This is a genomic window from Saccharothrix ecbatanensis (assembly GCF_014205015.1).
Classification (GTDB): domain Bacteria; phylum Actinomycetota; class Actinomycetes; order Mycobacteriales; family Pseudonocardiaceae; genus Actinosynnema; species Actinosynnema ecbatanense.
Window position 1 is genome coordinate 7,675,109 of the sequence record NZ_JACHMO010000001.1, and the last position, 20,540, is coordinate 7,695,648.

Here is a 20,540-nt window from a genome sequence, read left to right on the forward strand (position 1 = left end):
TGGCGTGGTGATCGGCGTCACCATCTCGTTGCGGACCCGAGACCAACAAGCACTACAAAGGCCGGATCTCGAAGCTCTGTTCCTGCGACCGCACGCCCCACCGCTGCTCCACCGGGAGCACTCGCACCACCAGCTCGTGGCGGCCGGTGGACACGTCGGTCAGGTCCAGCAGGAACTCGTGCCGACCGCCGGCCGACCCGTTCGTGGGCAACATGACGACCTTCTCGCCGTCGAGGTCCATCTCCAGGCCCTTGATCGCGGCGATCTCCTGCGCCTCCGGGTCGGGCAGCTCGACCGTCACGCGGACCTTGCCCCCGCGTGGGAACGTGACGCCGCCCGCGGACTCGTGCAGGACGGACACGGTCGGCGAGGGGACCCTCGGGTCGGGACGTGCGCGGTCGGTGAGGCGGGGCAGCGGGCGGCGGGCGTCCTGCCCGTCGGCGACGACGAGGTGCGATTCGTACACCGTGACGGTGCCGTCGGACCGCAGCCGCACCTTGGGGTTCGGGTCCGGTGACGGCAGCGGGAAATCGGCGTAGACGACGGAGGCGCGGGTCGGGTGAAGCCCCCGGTCCGGCGGCATGAACACGGCCGGCGCGGACCGCGTGCCCAGCTCGACGGTGATCGGCGCGGCCCGTTCGGCGACCACGGACGCGACCACGCGCACCGACGACGCGCCCTCCAGCCGCGAGTTCGGCACGTTGCCGAGGGACGCCGCGCCGTCCTCCTGGATGCCGGGACCGAGCGGCACCACGGAGGACGGGACCGGGCCGCTCGGCGCGCCGCCGACCCCGAACATGTCCAGCCGGGTGTTCTGCGCCAGCCGGAACGCCAGACGCGGCCACGCCTCCGTCCACGGCACCACCACCGGCGCCCGCGCCACCTCGAAGCCGTCGCGGAACGCCGCCACCGCGTCGGGCAGGACGCGCAGTTCCCAGCGGTGCCGGACGCCAGGCGTCGGCGGCGGGAACGTGCCGGACAACGATGGCGGGTTGTCGGTGGACGGGACGTCGCTGACGAGGTCGAAGCGCGCGCCGAACGGCGAGACGCGCAGGACGACCGCGCCCGGCGGGAACGGTTCGGCCAGGGGGCCGAGGTCGTCGAACGGCTCGGGCAGCAGGGCGATCATCAGCTCGCTCTCACCGGGCCGGACGGCCGCCGGGCCATCGGTGCCGAGCACGACCCGGCCAATCGCGCCGTCCGGCTGGGGCATGCCGAACCGCAGCGGCACGTTCGACTGGAGGTCGACGCGGTCGCAGCTGATCTCCAGCCGCTTGCCGTTGAGCGGGCGCAGCCCGAGGCAGTCGGTGTTGCCGCCGTCCAGGACACGCCACCGGCGCGGGTTCAACGCCTCCGGGCCGTCGAACACGTCGACCGGCATCACCAGCCCGTCCATCCACGTGTCGTCGTAGGCGAGGCGGGGCACGGCGTTCGCGGTGGCCGGTTCGGACCGGTTGCCCAGCCCGTCCAGCGCGCGGACCTCGACCTTGACGTCGGCGTTCGCGTCGAGGTCGGTCAGCTCGGTCTCGGTGCCCTGGACCAGGCGGGTCTTGCCGCCCCAGCGCACCTCGAAGCCGCCGTAGCCGAGGCCTTCGGTGGCGGTCCAGCGCACCCGCAGGCTGGTCCGGTCCAGCGCGGTGAGGGTCAGGTCGGAGGGGCGGGCGACCCGCTGCGTGTCCGGGACGTACTCGATGCCTTCGGCCAGGAACCGCTCGAACGCCTTGGGCGCCGGGGGAGCGGATTCGTTGCGCAGCACCACGACCGCGCCGCCGAGGAGGGCTAAGCCGCCGACCAGCGCGATGAGTTTCCTCCGCTCCACCGGAGCACCCTACGGCGTGCGAGCGCGGGCGGTTGTGCCGTTCAGCCCAACGATTCGGCCTCCTCGTGAGCCCAGTCGCCGCAAGGCCGCGTGGGCGTCGGGCGCGGTCAGGTCGATGGTCAGGTCGGTGAGCGGCGGCTGGTTCTGGAGGGCCAGGCGGGCGGTGTGACCGGCTTCGATGGTCTTGGCCAGGCCGCCGGTGGAGGCGAGGGAGCCGCGGGCCGCGCCGAGCCTGCCGAGCGCGTCGTCCACGGCGTCCAGCAGGGCGCTCCGGTTGCCCTCGCACATCGCGCGGACGAGTTCCGGGCGGCTGCCGGCGACGCGCGTTCCGTCGCCGAACGAGCCCGCGGCCAGCGACAGGGCCAGCGGTCCGCCGTCCGCGCCGACGCTGGCCAGCACGGCGGCGAGCAGGTGCGGCAGGTGGGAGATGCGGGCGACGGCGGCGTCGTGCTCGGCGGCGGTGGTGGGTACGACGTGCGCTTTCGCGGCCAGGGCGAGTTCGACGACGTCGGTGAGGACGTCGAGGTCGGCCTCGTCCTCCGCGGTGACGACCCAGGCGGCGTCCTCGAAGAGGGTTCCGCTGCCCGCGGTCCAGCCGGAGGCGGCGGTGCCGGCCATGGGGTGGCCGCCGACGTACCGGGCGTGCGGCGCGACCCGTTCGACCAGGTCGGCGACCGGGCCCTTGACGCTGACCACGTCGGTGAGGCGGACGCCTTCGGGCAGCGCGCGCAGCACTTCTTCCACCGCCGGCATCGGCACGGCGACGACGACCAGCGCGTCCTGCTCGTGCGCGCGTTCGAGGGCTTCGGCGAGGCCGACCACGTCGTAGCCGTCCTGCCGGGCGGCCTCGGCGTCCTTGTCGGACGCTGTCGCGCCCCAGGCCACGCGCCCAGCGGCGGCTGCCGCGCGCAACACCGAACCACCGATCAACCCGAGCCCGACCACGCAGACGCTTCGCACGTCGCCCATCCTGCCGGCGCGGACCGCGGATTCCCTCCACCTGTCCACAGGCCCGGCAGTTGTCCACAGATCGGCGAACGCCCATCGCGCTCCCACCCCGACCTGGGCAAGGTCGAAGCCATGAACACCACCACAGCCCCGACCCGACCCCTCCGCGACTCCCGGACCGGCCCTCCTACCTCAGGGCGTCCAGCGCGAACGCGGTGTAGACGACGACTCCGTGCTCCATCGCGGCTTCGTCGAAGAGCACCCGGCTCGAGTGGTTCGGCTCCGCCTGGGCCAGTTCGACCCCGCGCGGGCAGGCGCCCAGGAAGGCGATCGCGCCCGGCACCCGTTGCAGCACGTAGGAGAAGTCCTCCGCGCCCATCAGCGGGTCGTCCATGTGGGCTGCCCACCGCGCGCCGAGGGCCGCCGTCGTGACGTCGACGACGTGCGGGCCGACGACGTCGTCGTTCACCGTGACGGGGTAGCCGGGCACGATCTCCACCTGCGCCGTGCAGCCGTGCGCGGCGGCGACGTGCTTGGCGACCTGCTGGAGTTCGCGGTGCACCAGCGTCCGGGTGTCCTCGGACAGCGTCCGGATGGTGCCCTCGACCAGGGCGGTCTCCGGGATGATGTTGGTGGTCGTGCCCGCGACGATCCGGGCGATGGTGACCACGGCGGGGTGGTGCACGCTGACCCGCCGGGCGACCATCGTCTGGAGCGCGCCGACCATGGCGGCGGCGGGCGGCACGGGGTCGATCGCGTCGTGCGGCATGCCGCCGTGGCCGCCGCGGCCCTTGACGGTGATGTGGAACGTGTCCGCCGAGGCCATCGTCGGGCCGGACCGGGAGACGACGACGCCGGACTGGAGCGTCGAGGTGATGTGCAGGGCGAACGCCTTCTCCACCGGCGTGCCCGCCGCGTCCAGCACGCCCTCGTCGAGCATGTGCCGCGCGCCGTGCTGACCCTCTTCACCGGGTTGGAACATGAACACGACCTGGCCGGCCAGCGCGTCCCGGCGGGAGGACAGGAGGCGAGCGGAGGAGGCGAGCATCGCGACGTGCGTGTCGTGACCACAGGCGTGCATGGAGCCGTCGATCTCGGAGGCGTAGGCCAGGCCGGTCTCCTCCTGGAGCGGCAGGGCGTCCATGTCGCCGCGCAGCAGGACGGTCGGTCCGGGCTTGCCGCCGCGCAGCACCGCGGTGACCGAGCTGCTGGACGTGCCGGTGGTCACATCGAGGGGCAGGCCGGACAGCGCGTGCTGGATGGCGGCCTGGGTCGCGGGCAGGTCCAAGCCCTGCTCCGGGTGCCGGTGCACTTGCCGTCGCAACGCCACTGTCCTGGGCTGGAGGGCTCGGGCGGCCTCCACCAGCCCGGTGAACCGGGGCTCCAGGGTGGTCATCCGTGCGTTCGGCAGAGTTGTGCTCATCCCACGATAGTGGCATCGCTCGGCCCCCCATGCCCGTGGCCGAGGCCCCCGTGCTACCGGGTACCCGGGCGTGGCCCTACGGTGTGCACATGGCACACGAGGAGCCGGTCAACGGCTTCGCTGTCGCAGTGGTTCGTGAAGACGGACGCTGGCGGTGCAGCAAGATGGACAGCTCAGCCCTGTCCGAGCTCGACGCGGCCATCACGGAACTGCGCCAACTGAGGTCGACCGGCGCCGTCTTCGGGTTGCTGGCGGTGGACGACGAGTTCTTCATCGTCCTGCGCCCGGTGCCCGGCGGGGTGTCGCTGCTCCTGTCCGACGCGGCGGCCGCGCTCGACTACGACATCGCCGCGGACGTGCTCGACCTGCTCCGGGTGGATCCGCCCGACGAGGAGGACGACGAGCTGTGGCCGGAGGGCGACCTCGCGGTGCTCGCCGACCTGGGCATGCCGCAGCACGAGATGCAGGTGGTCGTGGACGAGGTCGACCTGTACCCGGACGAGCAGTTGCAGATGATCGCGCAGCGGTGCGGCTTCGGCGACGAGTTCACCAAGCTGCTGGACAGCATGCAGGCGTGACGGCTCACGTGCCGGACGAGACCCTGGTCGAAGCCGCCCTCGAAGTCGCCGCCCTGGCGCCGAGGACCGGCGACATCCCGATCGGCGCGGTCGTCTACGCACCGGACGGCGCCGAACTGGCCAGGGCCTGCAACGCCCGCGAAGCCCTGGGCGACCCGACCGCGCACGCCGAGGTCCTGGCCCTCCGTGCCGCCGCGGCGGCCTACGGCGACGGCTGGCGGCTCACCGGCTGCACTCTCGCCGTGACGGTCGAACCGTGCACCATGTGCGCCGGCGCCCTGGTACTGGCCCGAGTGTCGCGCGTCGTCTTCGGCGCCTGGGAACCCCGCACCGGAGCCGTCGGCTCCCTCTGGGACGTAGTCCGCGACCGCCGCCTCAACCACCGGCCCGAAGTGGTCGGCGGTGTCCTGGAGGACCGGTGCGCGGCGCTGATGGAGTCCTTCTTCGCCGACATGTGACCCGGCATCCGACTCTGATTCGACGCCGATCGCCGTCACGCCGCACCGCCGTCACGCCGCACCGCCGTCACCCCGCACCGCCGTCACCCCGCACCGACGCGAAAGAGCCCCGCTCACCTGGTGGTGAGCGGGGCTCTCATCTGCGGTGGCGGTGGGATTTGAACCCACGGAGGCTTTCACCTCACACGCTTTCGAGGTCTGCGAACCACCGACCGGCACCGCACGTGACAACTGTTTGTGCAGGCCAGCGAGGTGCGGCGGTTGTCCACGAACACGCGCGATCGTCAGCGAACGCCACCACGAATGCAACCACGGTGAACCGCTCTGCCCGACACAACCATCCACTGTGGACAGCCTCCGGGCGCAAGGGCGGCTGTAGCCGGGGGGTGGCCGCTGTTGCGGCCAGTGTGTGTTCCTCAGAAGGCGTAACACCCGTAACCGCCGTAACCATGCAGGTCAGACGGTTACGGCCCGGTCGCGCCGCCGGTCACCGGTTACGGCTTGACCGACCCGGGTGTGGCCACCACAAGGCACCCGTAACCGTCTGATCAGCGCGGTTACGGCGGTTACGGGTGTTACGGGCTATGGGAGACAGGCAGCCGCCCCCACTTGAGCGGGGAAAACCGGTTGAGGTCCGCCAACGGCATGAGGACTTCCGGAACACCCCGCCTGCGCGGGGAAGACCCGCCCAGCCCTTTGGCTTCCACCGTGGGGTCCGGAACACCCCCGCTTGCGCGGGGAAGACCCGATCCGCTGCTCGGCCAGGATCGCCACGGCGGGAACACCCCCGCTTGCGCGGGGAAGACCCGCCACCACGCCTGAAGGTCCCGCCACCGCAGCGGAACACCCCCGCTTGCGCGGGGAAGACACTTCATACGCTGCGACTTTACCCCGCAGATGGCCGTTTACATTCGGTTCACTTCGGTCTCGCAAGTCGACGACCTTCGACAGAGCGCAACGGACACCCGGCGGTCCAGGCGCGACGAAGTCAGCCGTGATTGACAAGAGTGCTTCGTGTCCATCCCGCCGACCTGGCTCGCCCCAGCCACACGCGTCAGGGGGTGGCCGCTGTTGCGGCCAGTGTGTGTTCCTCAGAAGGCGTAACACCCGTAACCGCCGTAACCATGCAGGTCAGACGGTTACGGCCCGGTCGCGCCACCCGTCACCGGTTACGGCTTGACCGACCCGGTTATGGCCACCACAAGGCACCCGTAACCGCCTGACCAGCGCGGTTACGGCGGTTACGGGTGTTACGGGCTATGGGAGACAGGCAGTCGCCCCTTCGGCTACAGCCGTCTTCCTCGCTAAGCCACGCCAAGCGGACCTCTCGCCGCGTGTCGGCAACAAGGCACCCACCTGGCGGCTACCCGATCCGATCGGCAAGCCGCCTCACCTGCGCGCAGCGTTCGACGGCACACTGCCTGCGACAAAGGACACGATCTGCTCTGCTGCCACTGCGTAGCAGAGCTGGTTAGTCCCAGGGACCGTTCGGGCTGAGTGCGGGCTGATAATTGCTCCAGTGCAAGACCAGAGAGGGTGATCGGCAGGCAGTGGTTCAGGGTCGGTTACATCTAGTGCCGCTCGTAGCCGTCCGGCCTGAAGCTCGGTTACCAACGCAGCCGTATCCACAATCTGGCCACGCCCAACGTTGACCAACAATGCGCCATCGTCCATCGCACTGAGGAACTTCACATCGACCAAGTGGTGCGTCTCCTCAGTCAACGGTGCGGTTATCACTACGACGTTATGACCGCCAATCAGCTCAGGCAGATCATCGGTGGCGTGAACACCATCCCGCGCAGTACGTGCTACCAGAGTCGACACAGCATCGAACGCTGAAAGCCGCTTCGCCACAGCCATGCCGATGCTACCTGCACCGACGATCAGAACGCGCTTGCCTGAAAGGGTGTCCGCCTCGAAGCGTCGGTGAGCCCAAATGCCGTTGTCCTGGAATCTCACCAGCGCTGGCCACTGGCGAAATTGCGCAAGGATGGCCGACAGGACCCACTCGGACACCGGACCGGCGTGCGCTCCACGGGCACTAGCCAGCGTCACACCGCTAGCTACGTGGTCCGACCATTCATCCACTCCCGCCGAAAGTAGCTGAACCATTCGCAGGTTCGACAGTTGCCCCAGTAGGCGAATAGGCCGGTGGCTGCTCCGGTACGGTGGGATCAGGACGTCTGCTGCACTTTGCACATCCGTTAGCTTCGAAGCGGTCGGGTCGTAGGCGACCACATTCAGAGTCGGAATGGCGGACAGTAGCTCCCTGCCAACCTCGTCATCCTGCTCATTACTGACTAGGACCGTTACAGCGCTCACGACCAACCTTCCTTTGATCAGTGCGGACACAGCAGCAGGACGCCGATCACCGTTGAGTCATAACCATGCCGACCAGTTCGCGGGCCTGGCGTTGCAGGGGAGCGCCCGACGCACTGTTGTCAATAGTCGAGTGCGGCACCGGCGGACGGAAGCCGATGTCTATCGACGATACGTAGCTTGACCAGTTGTCCAGCTTGAACGAATCGCGCGCCGCACCACGATGGCGGATATAGGTGTGCATGGTTTCCGCGTCACAATGCACCCATACGATTGATAGCGTTGCACCCATGTCGATACACGACGCCTCTATCCTGTTCAGCCACGCGACGTCGTTAAACTCTTTGATGAACGGCGCTGTAACGATCGCACTGTTTCCGCATTGTACGTTCTCTGTCATTGCGTTGATCAGTGCTTCGTATTCGCGCGGACGAATTCGTGATACGTACTCCTCGGACTCTCGGTCGTGCGGCGACTGCCCCAGTAGTTCCAATGCGGCCTCTACGACCGGTCGAGTCAGCGTGTCCTTGTCCAACATGGACCAACCGGTTTCGCGCGCCAATACCCGACCAAGTTCCGTTTTGCCACTCCCGGCGTAACCGCCGACAAGCAGTACACGCGGCGAATCCGTCCGAACCTCGTGCCGTTCGGCCTGTTCTGGCGCATTAACGACACGCCCAGCCCGAGGCTTGCTAACGATTACGTTCTCACTCGCCAGAAGCTTCATTGCTTCGCTAATCGTGAAGACGCTAACTCCCCACTCGCGGGCAAGGTCACGCGTCGAAGGCAACGATTGGCCATCACGGAGTACTCCCGCCGCAATCTGGTTCCGGATGTTCCGGGCTACCTGCTGGTGCAGCGACTCCGCTCGCGCTACGCGAGGGCTCTGGCCTGACATGCCACCTCCGGTGCTCAGTCCCCGAGCCAGCAGCATACCAGTCACCTAACAGCGTCCCTGCGGGCGTTTGTGCAGGTAGATGCCCTTCTTGTGGCCAGGTTCGACCTAACAGTTGACCTGATGTCATATCAACTGTTAGCTTCCTCTCGTCGCTGGATGTAACGGCGACCACACGGAGAGGAAGACCCGATGCAGTTCGAGGAAGACGAAGCCCGGTTCAGCCCGGACGGGTTGACCGAAGAGGTGATCGACGCCCTGATCAGCGCCGTCGATGACGAGTTGGCGGAGATGCCGTCGCCGACGTCGCGGCTGGTGGACGGCCCGGCGTGGAACAGGTGGGGCCGCCGCTACGTGGAGCGCACCTTGTCCAGCACGGTCCGAGTCCTGGCCGTGTCAGACATGGTGTCCGCCGCTGCCGGGACGGAGGCCGCGTGATGCGCACCATCACCCACTCCACTGGTCCCGTTCAGCTCGCGTTGGACGTCGCGCTCGGCCACGTCGAGGTGCACTTGGAGGAAGGCCGCGACGTCGCCGAGGTGACGCTCTCGCCGATGGAGTTCGGCGACTCGACCGCCGCGCGGTTGATCGCCGACACCGAGGTTGCCGAGACCGCTGACCGGCTCGCCGTGCGGGTGCCGCGTCCTCACGGCGTGAACGGCGGCACGACCGTCATTCAGTCCCGTGGTGCTGTGATCCAGATGTTCGGCGACGTCGTCAACGTCGTTGGCGTCACGATCGTCAACGGCCGCGTGATCAGCGGGACCGGTGCGACCGTCGTCCAGACCGGGGGCGGTGTCCGTGTGGTCGCCCGCTTGCCGCTCGGTTCGACGCTGGCCCTGGACACCCGGACCGCGCCGGTCGTGGTCACGGGGCAGGTGCGCAGCCTGCGGTTCCGGTCGCTGGCCGGTGACCTGACCGCGAACCGCGTGGACAACCTCGACGTCGAGACCACCTCCGGTGACGTGAGCGTCGCCCGTGTGGGGTTCGCCCAGGTGCGCAGCGTCTCCGGTGATGTCGAGGTCGGCGCGGCCCGCGACGTCACGTTGACCACGACGTCGGGTGACGTCGACATCGCGGAGTTGGCAGGGACCGCGCAGGTGCGCGCGGTGTCCGGGGACGTGACGGTCCACGCGGTGGAGCCGTCCGGTGTGGACGCCCGGTCGGTGTCCGGTGACATCACCGTCAGCAGTGGCCCCGGTGTGCTGGTCGCCAGCAACACCCGCACGGTGTCCGGCCGCGTGCGCAACCGGACGGAGCGTGCGTGATGGCGGGCAAGACGTTCCCGTGGGTGCTGACCGCGTCGGTGCCGTGGGCCGATGGTCCGCAGTACACGCGGGGCACGCACGACGGGTTGCCACTGCTGTCCTACGGCTGCGCCCCTCGCGCCAAGCTGGCCACTTACCGGCAGTTGCGCGCCATGGGCTTACGGCCCAACGGGCAGGACCCGGTGGCGGTGCTCTACGTGCGGCACAACGCGTCCGGGAAGACGTCGTTCGCGTCGCTGTACCTGATCGAGAAGGCCGCTCCGGTCCGGCCGATGACACCGGCCAAGTGGACCGCGTTGGCCAAGGCCAACCTCGCCCGCCGCATCTGCCGCATCTGCGGCAAGGACCCGCTGTACGTGCTGCCGACCAGCACCGGCTTGTGCTGGCCGTGCTTCGCGGCCGAGACCGCCGTGAGCGACACCGTCGACTGCGGTACGGCCGACGACTGGGCGGAGGCCGCGTGATGAGCCTCCGACTCGTGTTCCTGAACGCCCCAGACCGGCGGCCGACTCCGGCCAAGAAGACACCGCCGGTCCGGGTCTCCAGCACCCATCACGTGAGTCAGGAGATGACCAGCATGTCCCACAGGACATCGCGTGACCAGACCAGTCCCCGGCGTGGTGTGCGCCGGATCGCCACCGTCGCGCTTGCCGTGACCGCCGTCTGGCTGGTCGCGGCCTGTCACCCGGTCACGGGGCAGGGCACCGACCCCGCCACCGTCGACACCCCGGTAGACGTCACCAGGGACGTGGAGTTCAGCACGTCGTGCGACGACACCGGTTTCGCCTTCGACATCGAGCCCAACACCCCGGAGGCGCGTGAGGCCGCACAGCGCGCCTGCCGCCGGATCCACGACGCGGTCGAGTCCGCCGACTGGCCGGAGGGCTTGAAGCCCACGGGACCTGTGGTGGTGGAGCGATGAGCGACCTGATCACCACCTACCCGTTGCCGTTCGTGCTGCTGGCCGCTCTCACGGTCGTGGTGGCGGTGCTGTTGTGGCGCGTTGTGGTGTCGGCCGCGCTGACCGCGTGCGCGCTGTGGGCGCTGGCCGCGCACGGCGGTAGCGACGTGGTCGTGGTGATGGCGCTGTGCGCGCTGATCACCGCCGCGTTCGTGGTGTTCCAGCCCGCCCGTTCCCCGCGCCGTGTGATGCGGCTGCGTCGTCAGGAGGTGACCCGATGACCAGTGCGTACCCGACCCCGGTCGACACGCTCACGGAGAAGGTCAAGGCCCGCGCGATCGAGCTGGGCGAGATGCCGTCCCGCAACAGGATCAAGACCGAGTTCAAGGTGGGTGCGCCCAAGGCCACTGCGGTGCTGGCCGCGCTCACCGACGCCGGGTTCGACCCGACCCGCCCGGAGGTCGCCGACGTTGAGGTTCCGGCCCGCCGGTTGCACGCTGTCCCGTCCGAGACCACGCCCGCCACGCCGGTGACGGAAGAGCCCAGGGCGCAAGCGTCACTCCCACTCGACACCCAGCCGGTGGCGGTCGACTCCGAGGTGACCGAGGTCGCGACCCCGGTCCAGCCGGACGCCGTGTCGGCCGATACGGGGGACGAAAGCCCCGCCGCGGACACGGCCGGCGCGCGGGACGAAACTCCGCCGGCGGGGAAACGTCACCAGTCGACCACCCCTGACGCCAGGGTGAAGCCGGTGCGGTCGTGGCCGCTGCTGTTGCTGGCGGTGGGCGCGTTCGTGGCCATCTGGGGTGGCTGGGTGGGTCTGGGTGAGCTGACCGGTTTCGGCCCGATCCGGCTGCTGCCCGGCATCGCGGACGGGTTCGTCATCAACTCTGCGATCACGTTGCCGATCGGTGTGGAGGCCTACGCGGCGTACGCGTTGCGGGTGTGGCTGTCCGGTGGCACCAGGTCGGTGAAGGCGCGCAGGTTCGCCCGTGCGTCCGCGATCGGCTCGCTGGTGTTGGGCGCGGCCGGTCAGGTGGCCTATCACCTGATGGTCGCGGCAGGGATCACCGTCGCGCCGTGGTGGATCACCACCTTCGTGTCGTGCCTGCCCGTGGTCGTTCTCGGCTGCGGCGCTGCCTTGACCCACCTGCTCCACGACCAGGACGACGACGCGGAGGTGACCCGATGAGCGTCACGACGACGATGGTCGGCACGCCCGACCCCGACGAACGGCCCGAGATGTCGGCCGCGACCGGCAACGTCTACCCGCTGCGCCCCACCGACTCCACCACCGCGCACACCACGGAAGAGTCGCCGGGTGCCGACGTGGAACGGGCACCGGAAGTCCTGGACGCGGAGTTGGTCGAGGACGACGCCCCCGCTGGTGAGCGGCCCGTGACGCTGGTCGACCAGCCCGGTAGCGCGAGCGATGGCGACTGGGTGGCGCGGCTGCGGGAGACCGAGCGGTTGCCGATCGTTCCCGGCTACCTGCGCACGGTGTCGGAGGCGAAGCAGACCGCAGGGTGGGTGGCGCGGCACTACGCGCACGCCACCGGCTACCACGCGGTCCGTGCGCCGCTGTACCTGCTCAAGCTCGCTGCCCGGTCCCCGCAGGGCGCGGTGCTGCTGCTGGCCGCGACCGGCCGGTGGGTCTCGGACGCGGAGGGCCGTCCACTGCGTCGGGAGATGGCGGTCCGGGGTGAGGCCGAGAAGTACCTCAAGCTCGTGCACGAGCGTGACGCGCGGGTCCGACTGCGCACGATCCTGCTGCTGGTCGGGTCCACCCTCGGGGTGCTGCTGTTCATGGTGCTCCCCGAGGTGACGCCGGGGTGGGTCACCTGGGTCTGCGGCATGGTTGCGCTGGGCATTCTCGGCAAGCTCGGCACCCCGGCGGACAAGCCCGTCGCGGGCCGTGCGGTGATCGGCGCGCAGGCCGCCAAGCTCACCTCGGACGTGGTGGTCCGGGCGTTGACCTCGCTGGGTATCGCCGGGATCAACGGGCCTGTCGCCAAGCACGGCCAGCAGGCCATCGGGTTCACCGCGCCCATCACCCGCGACGGACCCGGTTGGCGCGCGGACGTGGAACTACCCGGTGGTGTCACCGCGACCGAGGTTGTCGAGCGCCGGGAGAAGCTCGCGTCCGGCCTGGGGCGTCCGCTCGGGTGCGTGTGGCCGGAGCACAACGCCAACGGCCACCCCGGTCAGCTCGTGCTGTGGGTGGGGGACCGTGACATGTCCAAGGCCAAGCAGCCCACGTGGCCGCTGGCCAAGGGTGCCGCGATCGACCTGTTCAAGCCGCAGCCGTTCGGCACCGACGTACGCGGCCGGTGGGTCGAGATCGTGCTCATGTTCGTGTCCGGCGTCATCGGCGCGATCCCCCGCATGGGCAAGACCTTCACACTGCGGGAACTGCTGATCATCGCCGGGTTGGACCCGCGCAGCGAGCTGCACACCTACGACCTCAAGGGCACCGGCGACCTGTCCCCACTCGCCCTGGTGTCGCACCGCTACCGGGCCGGTGACGACCCGGAGGACATCGCGTACGCCCTGGCCGACCTGCGGGCACTGCGGGAGGAGATGCGCCGCCGCACCAAGGTGATCCGGGAACTGCCCAAGGACCTGTGCCCGGAGAACAAGGTCACGTCGGCGCTGGCGTCGAAGCAGTCCCTGCGGCTGCACCCCATCGTGATCGGCGCGGACGAGTGCCAGGTGTGGTTCGAACACCCCGACCACGGCGCGGAGTTCGAGGAAATCTGCACCGACCTGGTCAAGCGCGGCCCGGCCACCGGCATCGTGCTGCTCCTGGCCACGCAGCGGCCGGACTCGAAGTCCATCCCCACCCAGATCAGCGACAACGCCGTGTTCCGGTTCTGCCTCAAGGTGACAGGACAGACCGCCAACGACATGGTGTTGGGCACGTCGTCCTACAAGAACGGAGAGCGCGCCACGCAGTTCTCGTTCTCCGACAAGGGAATCGGTCTGCTCAAGGGCGTCACCGACGAGACCACCACGGTCAAGGGCGTCTACATCGACGGCCCGGCGGCGGAGACCATCGCGGGCAGAGCACGGGCACTGCGCACAGCCGCAGGGCTGCTCACCGGCTACGCCGCAGGGCTGGACACCACAGTGGACGACAACGACACCGCGTCCACGCTGCTGGCCGACGTGCTCACCGCGATGGGCGCGGCGGACAAGATGTGGTCGGAGTCCATCGTGGACGGTCTCGCCGACCTCCGACCCGCCATCTACGGGCCGTGGGCCGAACAGGACGGCAAGGGCAAGGCCATGCAGCTCTCGGCCGCGCTCAAGCCCTACGGCGTCGGCACCGGCCAGGTGTGGGGCACCGACCCCGCCACCGGCAAGGGAGCCAACCGGCGCGGCGTCGAACGCGCCCACATCACAGCAGCCATCACGGAGCGCGACGGCAAGTAGCCACCGCCGCTCCCTGCGGAACGGCGCTAGGTCTAGCACCACACCCCGCTAGACCTAGCGCCCCCGCTAGCACCACACAACACACCTGATCAGCGCCCTAGTACCTAGCGGCGTTGGTCTCGCGCACCCGAAAACCGACCCGGAGGCCTCCCGTGGACCCCCTCACGACGATCATCACAAGCCCGATCCTGCTGACACTAGTCGTCACGCTCGGTTACGCCGTGTCGTGCGCGGTCTGGCCATTCAAGCGCTGCCGCGCCTGCTCCGGCGCAGGTCACCACAAGTCGCGCGTCATCCGCGCCTACCGGCCCTGCCGCCGCTGCGGCGGCAGCGGGATGCGGCTGCGCATCGGCCGCAAGGCGTGGAACGCCTTCACCCGCACCCGGCGCAACCGCCGCGACCACCGACGCAACCCCAACTCACAGCGCAACCAGGGGACGTGACATGTGCCGTGCAGGCGGACGCCGCTGCAAGGGCGGCAAGACCAGCAGCCGCGCCACCCAGAGGACCCGTAAAGCCGTCTCCCGCGCCCGCAAGCACCTGCGGAACGCCACCGCCACCGGAGACCAAGCCGCCATCGACACCGCCCGGCAACGACTCGCCGAGGCACGCGACGCACACGAGAAGGCCAAGAACACCATGGGCCACAACGACATCCCAGACCAGCCGGGGGACGTGACCCCGGACGCCACCACGGGACAGTCGTCCACACAAGACACCGGCACCCAGGACCAGGGCGACGCCTTCAACCAGGTCGGCACAGTCCACGGCAACGTCTACACCTACGGCGACGTCGTCAACATCGGCGACACCACCAGGATCAACATCCGCACCGGCACCGGCCGCGCCACCACGCCCACCGGCAAGGACACCGACCGGGCCAAGCGCCGGTCGGAGCGGTCGACCCGCCGTGCCGACCGTGACCCGGACTCTGTACACCACGGCGACCTCGACCAACGGCGCAGCACCTACCACGTCGGCCGCTCGCAGAGCTTCACCGTCCCCGACGTGGACAGCGCCACCGGCAACGCCACCGTCGACAGCCAAGCCGACGTCACCCACCGACCGGCCGACACCCACCCCGCCGCAGGCAGCACAGGGGACGTGACCGGCAACGTCGACAGGGACGTCCGACCCACCCCGGCCAAGGCCGCAAGCCCTTCTCGGGGTGAGGGCCTGCACGAAGCGGCGCAGGCCGATCTACGTGCCCGTATGCGCAGGACGCGCGCCCGCAAGCGCGCCACCGGCAACGACACGTCCGACGACTGACGCACGGACTGACCACACGAAGCAGCTCACGCGGGGGACGTGACCACCCCCGTCCCTCGCGTGAGTCACCAGCCAACCCGCTCTCCGTCCACAGGAGACACAGCATGGATCTCCCTATCCAGGACCGGGACACGGTCCTACGCAACGCCCTGATCGCCGCTGAACAGGGCTTCCACGTCTTCCCGCTCCGTGTCGGCACCAAGCGCCCCGCGCTGCACAGCGAGAAGCGGTGCCCGCGCACCGGGATCTGCCGTGACGGACACCTCAAGCCCGAACAGCGCGCCACCACCGACCCCGACCGGATCCGCGCGTGCTGGTCGGTCGCCCCGTGGAACCTCGGTATCGCCTGTGGCCCGTCCGGGCTGCTGGTGGTCGACATGGACACGCCGAAGTCACCCGACGACGTGCCCCCGGACGGCTGGAGCCGGAGGGGGGCGCGGGACGGGCACGACGCGTTCCGGTTGGTGTGCGCCGACGCCGGACAGCCGGTGCCGACCGAGACGTTCACCGTCCGGACCGCGCGCGGCGGAACACACCTGTACTTCCGCGCCCCGCACGGCGTGCGACTCGGCAACACGGTCGGGGAGCTGGGCAACGGGTTGGGGTGGAAGGTCGACACCCGCGCGTGGGGCGGCTACGTCGTCGGCCCTTGGTCGATCACCGAACACGGCTCCTACTGGGTCGACTGCGACCTTCCCCCGGCCGACCTGCCCACCTGGTTACTCCACCGCCTCACTCCCAGGCCCGTAGCAGCCCGCACAGCGCCCGTTGTGAGCCGCACTGAGCGACTGCCCGCCTACGTGGACGCGGCTGTCAGGGGTGAGCGTCACCGCGTCGCACAGGCCACCTCAGGCACGCACATGAGCACCCTGTTCGTGGCCGCGTTCGCACTCGGGCAACTCGTCGGCGGAGGCCTGCTCCCCTCGGCTACAGCAGAGTCGGAACTGCTCACCGCCGCACAGCACATCGTCAACGGCGGCTGCGGCTGCACCGACCGCGAAGCGCTGCGCACCATCCACAACGGACTGCGCGAAGGCGCGACCAAGCCCCGCCACGCACCGGCCACGACACGGGGTGCGGCATGACCGGCCGTCCCGCGCACTTCACCGACCCGCGCACGCTGCTGGTCGCGTTGGAAGGCGGACCCAAGCACCGCCAGTGGTTCTTCTACGCGGACTGGTTGGCCGCCCGCGCCGCCACCAGGCGCGGCCGGTACTGGATCGGCCACCCCTGCGCCGCCGAACGCCGCTACCTCCCCACCGATCGCTACGCCACCAACCCCGACCCCGCCATCACCGACCGACACGGTCTCGCACGGGTGTGGATCTACGTCGAGCTGACGCGGTGGTGGAACTGGCAGCGCGAGTACTTCACCCCCGAAGAGATCGCAACCAACGCCAAAGCCCAGTTCGACCACGAATGGGGTGCCGCATGAGCCGCCCGCGTCTGCTGGACCTGTTCTGCTGCGCCGGGGGCGCGTCCGCCGGGTACCACGCCGCAGGGTTCGACGTGACCGGCGTCGACATCGAACCGCAGCCGCACTACCCGTTCCCGTTCATCCAGGCCGACGCCCTCACCGTGGACCTGTCCGGCTACGACGTGATCGCGGCGTCACCGCCGTGTCAGCGTTGGTCTCAGGCCACGCCGACCAGCCGACGCCACGACCACCCCGACCTTGTCGAGCCGATCCGGCAGCGTCTGCGTGAGGCGGTGGCCCGTGGTGACGTGTGGGGCTACGTCATCGAGAACGTCCCCGGATCACCCCTCATCGAGCCCATCACCATCTGCGGCGACACGCTGCGCCTGGGCGTCCGCCGACACCGGCTGTTCGAGTCCAACCTCGACCTGCACGGCACCCCGTGCCACCACGACCGCAGCGCACCGGCCGTGCCGGTCTACGGCTCCTACGGCCAACGCAGAGGACGAAACCCCGTCGACAGGGAACCGTCACGAAACCCCGGCGCCGGGGATACGTCACCCGGCACCCCGACCGAGACAGGCCGGATCGCGATGGGAATCGACTGGATGCCCTGGCCCAACCTCACCCAGGCCATCCCACCCGCCTACACGTTCTGGCTCGGCACTCAGCTCATCGGCCACGCACGACGCCACACCAAGCCCGTGACGGAAGCGCCCAGGGCGCTTACGTCGTCGCCCAGGGCGCTTACGTCGTCGCCCAGGGCGCAAACGTCACCCCGTGGCGAAACGCACCGGTGGGAAGCGTCAGCACGTGACGCATCCCCCGCAGACGCAGGTGACCAATCCCGTGAGCTCAGGGGTTCCGTCACCACCCGCAACTGCCACTGCGGCAAGCCACTCACCCGCCCCGCCACCGGCCGGTGGCCACGCCACTGCTCCCAAGCCTGCCGACAAGCCGCCTACCGCGCACGCACAAAGGAGAACGTCGCATGACCGCCGCGCTACGTGCAGTCCCGACCGCACCCCCTCTGCCCGGTCACGTCATCCTCGACCAGGTCCGCGACTTCGTGGCGCGCTTCTCCGCGTTCCCGCACGAGCACTGCGCCCCGATGCTCGCGCTCTGGTACGCGCACACCTGGGTCGCCGACGCCTTCTACATCACGCCCCGGCTGATCCTGTCCTCACCGGAACCAGGATCGGGCAAGACCCGCGTGCTGGAGATCGCACAGCACCTCACCAGGGAACCCGAGATGACCGCCGGAGGATCAGCCGCCGCGCTCGTCCGCATGGTCGCGGCCGGACCGATCACCGTCCTCATGGACGAGGTGGACACCATCTTCGGCGCAGGTGGTGGGGGCAACGAAGACGTCCGCCAGATGCTCAACCTCGGCTACAAGCGCACCGCCACCGTGCCGAAGACCAAGGGCGACCCGGCAACCGGGTTCACAGTGGAACGCCTCCCGATTTTCGCGCCAACCGCGCTGGCAGGACTCGCCGGACGGATGCCCGACACCATCACCACCCGCGCCATCACCATCCACCTGCGCCGCCGTCGCCACGACGAAAAGGTCGAGTCCTACCGGGAAGCAAAGGTCATCCGGCAGGCCGAACCGATCCGGGACGCGCTGAGCACCTGGGCGACCGGCATCGGTGAACGGCTGGTCGATGCGGAACCGCAGATGCCGCCCGGTGTGGACGACCGACCGGCCGAAATCTGGGAACCACTGCTGGCGATCGCCGAGGAAGCGGGCGGGCACTGGCCGACGACCGCGCGGGCCGCGTGCAGCCACTTCGTGTTCGACCAGAAGACCACGCCCTCACTCGGTGTCCGCTTGCTGGCCGACCTCCGGACGCTGTTCACAGCGGACGGCACGGACAGGATGCACAGCGCCGAAATCGTGGCGCGCCTCCGCGCAATCGATGACGGCCCGTGGTCCGACGTGAACGGAAAACCGCTCGACGCACAGCGACTCGCCAAGGAATTGAGCCTCTACCAGGTAGCTCCGTTGACGTTCAAGCACAACGGCATGAACGCCAAGGGCTACGTCGCCTATCCCACCTTCACCCAGGTGGAACAGGTCGGTTTGGCGGACGCCTGGTCGCGTTACCTGCCCGCTGAGATTCCCGGAGGTGCCGAATGAACAGGGATGGTCGCAACGCCGAAATCGCCGATCTGATCGCACGATTGACGGTCCTGATGACGGCTCAACCGGCGGTCGAGGTGCCCACACAGCGGTCGATGCCGACACGCGTTCTGCTCACCGTTGAGGAAGCCGCTGAGCGACTGGGTATCGGCAAGACGAAGGCGTATGAGCTGGTGAAGTCGGGGGACCTCGAATCGGTATTGATCGGCCGTCTGCGCCGAGTCCACGTGGACTCGATCGACCGTTACGCCGCTCGGCTGGTCGCCGAGCAGACCTCTACCCAACCGGCTGCGTAGGAGACCAGGTGCCGCGCGAGAAGAAGACTCGAAACTCCAACGGTCGATCGAGCATCTACTACAGCGAGAAAGACAAGTGCTGGCACGGCTACGTCACGGTCGGAGTCAAGGACAACGGCAGGCCGGACCGTAGGCACGTCCGTGGTCAGAGCCAGTCCGAGGTCACTGACAAGGTCCGCAAGCTGGAGAAGGAGCGGGACGAGGGACGCGTCCGGAAGGCGGGGCAGAACTGGACCGTTGAAACGTGGCTCAAGCACTGGCTGGACAACATTGTTGCCCCGCCGGTCGTCACGGAGAACGCCTACAGCGCGTACGAAGTGGCGGTGCGCGTTCACCTGGTGCCCGGAATCGGCGCTCACAGGCTGGACAAGTTGCAGCCGGAACACCTCGAAAAGCTTTACCGCAAGATCATGAAGCAGAAGACGAAGTTCGGTCCGACCACGAGCGCGGCAACTGTGCACCAGGTCCACCGGACCGTCCGGGCTGCGCTAAACGTCGCCGTGCGGCGGAAGCACTTGACCGGGAATCCGGCGTTGGAAGCCAAGGCACCGAAGGTCGAGGAAATCGAGGTCGAGCCGTACACCGTGGAGCAAGTCAAGGCGCTGTTGGAGACAGCCCAGAAGCGACGCAACAGTGTGCGGTGGGCTATCGCGTTGGCGCTCGGACTTCGGCAGGGTGAAGCACTCGGCTTGCGCTGGTCGGACGTGAATTTGGAGGTCGGGACGCTCACGGTCCGTCGGAACAGGCTGCGCCCAAAGTGGCAGCACGGGTGCGCCAGGCCGTGCGGCAAGAAGTACGGCGGGTACTGCCCGAACAGGGTTCCGGTCCGTCCCGAGACGGCAGGGACGAAGTCGGCCGCAGGTAAGCGCGGGATAGGTCTGCCGGATGAGTTGGTGAGGCTGCTCAAGCTTCACCAGGCCGAGCAGGACCGGGAACGGGAGAAGGCTGCCGACCTGTGGACTGACACCGGCTATGTGTTCACCACGCCGACCGGCGCACCGCTCAACCCGCGTTCGGATTACGACGAGTGGAAACGGCTGGTCGAAGCCGCGAACGTGCCGGACGGCCGTCTGCACGACGCCCGACACACCGCAGCAACGGTGCTGCTGCTGCTCCGGGTCGCCGAGCGGACCGTGATGGGCATCATGGGTTGGTCGAACACCGCGATGGCAGCTCGGTACCAGCACATCACCGCCGCGATCCGCCGGGACGTGGCGGAGCGGGTCGGAGGGCTGCTCTGGAAGCCCGCCGAGGAGTCGTCGGAGACCACCGACGACGGTGACGGGGGAGACGCCACCGGGGAGCCCGCACCGGCCGCGTAGCAGGGCAATTGCCACCAGGAATGCCACCGAACGTCAGAGCCCCGGT

Annotated in this window: 22 protein-coding genes and 1 tRNA gene; 17 read left to right on the forward strand and 6 right to left on the reverse strand. The window is 69.1% G+C overall.

The window, feature by feature from the left end; genetic code table 11:
* Positions 1 to 52: 52 nt before the first annotated feature.
* The 3 genes from F4560_RS33605 to F4560_RS33615 form a co-directional block, all read right to left on the reverse strand.
* Positions 53 to 1,819 carry a fibronectin type III domain-containing protein gene (locus F4560_RS33605; protein WP_184927002.1) on the reverse strand — a complete coding sequence of 589 codons (1,767 nt, stop codon included), beginning with the start codon at positions 1,817 to 1,819 and terminating at the stop codon, positions 53 to 55.
* 9 nt (positions 1,820 to 1,828) lie between these two features.
* Positions 1,829 to 2,779, reverse strand: a complete 951-nt coding sequence (locus tag F4560_RS33610; RefSeq protein ID WP_184927004.1) for a prephenate dehydrogenase — start codon at positions 2,777 to 2,779, stop codon at positions 1,829 to 1,831.
* A gap of 175 nt (positions 2,780 to 2,954) precedes the next feature.
* Positions 2,955 to 4,190, reverse strand: a complete 1,236-nt coding sequence (locus tag F4560_RS33615; RefSeq protein ID WP_184927006.1) for a M20 metallopeptidase family protein — start codon at positions 4,188 to 4,190, stop codon at positions 2,955 to 2,957.
* An 89-nt stretch (positions 4,191 to 4,279) separates the two neighbouring features.
* Between F4560_RS33615 and F4560_RS33620 the strand changes: the two genes are divergently transcribed.
* On the forward strand, positions 4,280 to 4,768 hold the full coding sequence (locus tag F4560_RS33620; protein ID WP_184927008.1) for a tRNA adenosine deaminase-associated protein: 489 nt from the start codon (positions 4,280 to 4,282) through the stop codon (positions 4,766 to 4,768).
* Positions 4,765 to 5,226 carry a nucleoside deaminase gene (locus tag F4560_RS33625; protein WP_376775371.1) on the forward strand — a complete coding sequence of 154 codons (462 nt, stop codon included), beginning with the start codon at positions 4,765 to 4,767 and terminating at the stop codon, positions 5,224 to 5,226. The genes F4560_RS33620 and F4560_RS33625 overlap by 4 nt, the downstream gene beginning before the upstream one ends.
* Positions 5,227 to 5,366: 140 nt before the next feature.
* On the opposite strand, the gene F4560_RS33630 is transcribed toward F4560_RS33625, so the two are convergent.
* The 3 genes from F4560_RS33630 to F4560_RS33640 form a co-directional block, all read right to left on the reverse strand.
* Positions 5,367 to 5,449: transfer RNA gene (locus F4560_RS33630), tRNA-OTHER, on the reverse strand.
* A 1,166-nt stretch (positions 5,450 to 6,615) separates the two neighbouring features.
* Positions 6,616 to 7,548, reverse strand: coding sequence for an NAD(P)-dependent oxidoreductase (locus F4560_RS33635; RefSeq protein WP_312869632.1), 933 nt, complete (start codon positions 7,546 to 7,548; stop codon positions 6,616 to 6,618).
* A 46-nt stretch (positions 7,549 to 7,594) separates the two neighbouring features.
* Positions 7,595 to 8,479: a GntR family transcriptional regulator gene (locus F4560_RS33640; RefSeq protein ID WP_312869633.1), complete on the reverse strand. Its 885-nt coding sequence runs from the start codon at positions 8,477 to 8,479 to the stop codon at positions 7,595 to 7,597.
* A 153-nt stretch (positions 8,480 to 8,632) separates the two neighbouring features.
* Here F4560_RS33640 and F4560_RS33645 point away from each other — a divergent pair, with 153 nt between their 5' ends.
* The 15 genes from F4560_RS33645 to F4560_RS33715 all read left to right on the forward strand — a co-directional run bounded on the left by F4560_RS33645 (position 8,633) and on the right by F4560_RS33715 (position 20,494).
* Positions 8,633 to 8,878, forward strand: coding sequence for a hypothetical protein (locus F4560_RS33645; RefSeq protein ID WP_184927010.1), 246 nt, complete (start codon positions 8,633 to 8,635; stop codon positions 8,876 to 8,878).
* The gene (locus F4560_RS33650; protein ID WP_184927012.1) at positions 8,878 to 9,708 is read left to right on the forward strand and encodes a DUF4097 family beta strand repeat-containing protein; all 831 of its coding nucleotides are present in this window, start codon (positions 8,878 to 8,880) and stop codon (positions 9,706 to 9,708) included. Before F4560_RS33645 ends, F4560_RS33650 begins: the two co-directional genes overlap by 1 nt.
* Complete coding sequence (locus F4560_RS33655) at positions 9,708 to 10,172, forward strand: RRQRL motif-containing zinc-binding protein (protein WP_184927014.1); 465 nt, start codon at positions 9,708 to 9,710, stop codon at positions 10,170 to 10,172. The genes F4560_RS33650 and F4560_RS33655 overlap by 1 nt, the downstream gene beginning before the upstream one ends.
* Positions 10,172 to 10,630 carry a hypothetical protein gene (locus tag F4560_RS33660; RefSeq protein ID WP_184927016.1) on the forward strand — a complete coding sequence of 153 codons (459 nt, stop codon included), beginning with the start codon at positions 10,172 to 10,174 and terminating at the stop codon, positions 10,628 to 10,630. The genes F4560_RS33655 and F4560_RS33660 overlap by 1 nt, the downstream gene beginning before the upstream one ends.
* Positions 10,627 to 10,890 carry a hypothetical protein gene (locus tag F4560_RS33665; protein ID WP_184927018.1) on the forward strand — a complete coding sequence of 88 codons (264 nt, stop codon included), beginning with the start codon at positions 10,627 to 10,629 and terminating at the stop codon, positions 10,888 to 10,890. The genes F4560_RS33660 and F4560_RS33665 overlap by 4 nt, the downstream gene beginning before the upstream one ends.
* Positions 10,887 to 11,801 carry an ABC transporter permease gene (locus F4560_RS33670; RefSeq protein ID WP_184927020.1) on the forward strand — a complete coding sequence of 305 codons (915 nt, stop codon included), beginning with the start codon at positions 10,887 to 10,889 and terminating at the stop codon, positions 11,799 to 11,801. Before F4560_RS33665 ends, F4560_RS33670 begins: the two co-directional genes overlap by 4 nt.
* Positions 11,798 to 14,044: a cell division protein FtsK gene (locus F4560_RS33675; protein ID WP_184927022.1), complete on the forward strand. Its 2,247-nt coding sequence runs from the start codon at positions 11,798 to 11,800 to the stop codon at positions 14,042 to 14,044. Before F4560_RS33670 ends, F4560_RS33675 begins: the two co-directional genes overlap by 4 nt.
* Before the next feature lie 152 nt (positions 14,045 to 14,196).
* Entirely contained in the window at positions 14,197 to 14,487 is a 291-nt protein-coding gene (locus F4560_RS33680) for a hypothetical protein (protein WP_184927024.1), read from the forward strand.
* 1 nt (position 14,488) lies between these two features.
* Positions 14,489 to 15,313 (forward strand): hypothetical protein, encoded by an 825-nt coding sequence (locus F4560_RS33685; protein ID WP_184927025.1) that lies wholly within the window; start codon positions 14,489 to 14,491, stop codon positions 15,311 to 15,313.
* Between the two features lie 104 nt (positions 15,314 to 15,417).
* Positions 15,418 to 16,398, forward strand: coding sequence for a bifunctional DNA primase/polymerase (locus F4560_RS33690; protein WP_184927026.1), 981 nt, complete (start codon positions 15,418 to 15,420; stop codon positions 16,396 to 16,398).
* Entirely contained in the window at positions 16,395 to 16,748 is a 354-nt protein-coding gene (locus F4560_RS33695; RefSeq protein ID WP_184927027.1) for a hypothetical protein, read from the forward strand. Before F4560_RS33690 ends, F4560_RS33695 begins: the two co-directional genes overlap by 4 nt.
* Entirely contained in the window at positions 16,745 to 17,725 is a 981-nt protein-coding gene (locus tag F4560_RS33700; protein WP_184927028.1) for a DNA cytosine methyltransferase, read from the forward strand. The genes F4560_RS33695 and F4560_RS33700 overlap by 4 nt, the downstream gene beginning before the upstream one ends.
* The gene (locus F4560_RS33705) at positions 17,722 to 18,873 is read left to right on the forward strand and encodes a DUF3631 domain-containing protein (protein ID WP_184927029.1); all 1,152 of its coding nucleotides are present in this window, start codon (positions 17,722 to 17,724) and stop codon (positions 18,871 to 18,873) included. The genes F4560_RS33700 and F4560_RS33705 overlap by 4 nt, the downstream gene beginning before the upstream one ends.
* Positions 18,870 to 19,172, forward strand: coding sequence for a helix-turn-helix domain-containing protein (locus F4560_RS33710; RefSeq protein ID WP_184927030.1), 303 nt, complete (start codon positions 18,870 to 18,872; stop codon positions 19,170 to 19,172). Before F4560_RS33705 ends, F4560_RS33710 begins: the two co-directional genes overlap by 4 nt.
* An 8-nt stretch (positions 19,173 to 19,180) precedes the next feature.
* A complete protein-coding gene (locus F4560_RS33715; protein ID WP_184927032.1) occupies positions 19,181 to 20,494 on the forward strand; it encodes a tyrosine-type recombinase/integrase in 1,314 nt (437 codons plus the stop codon).
* The last annotated feature ends 46 nt before the right edge of the window (positions 20,495 to 20,540 follow it).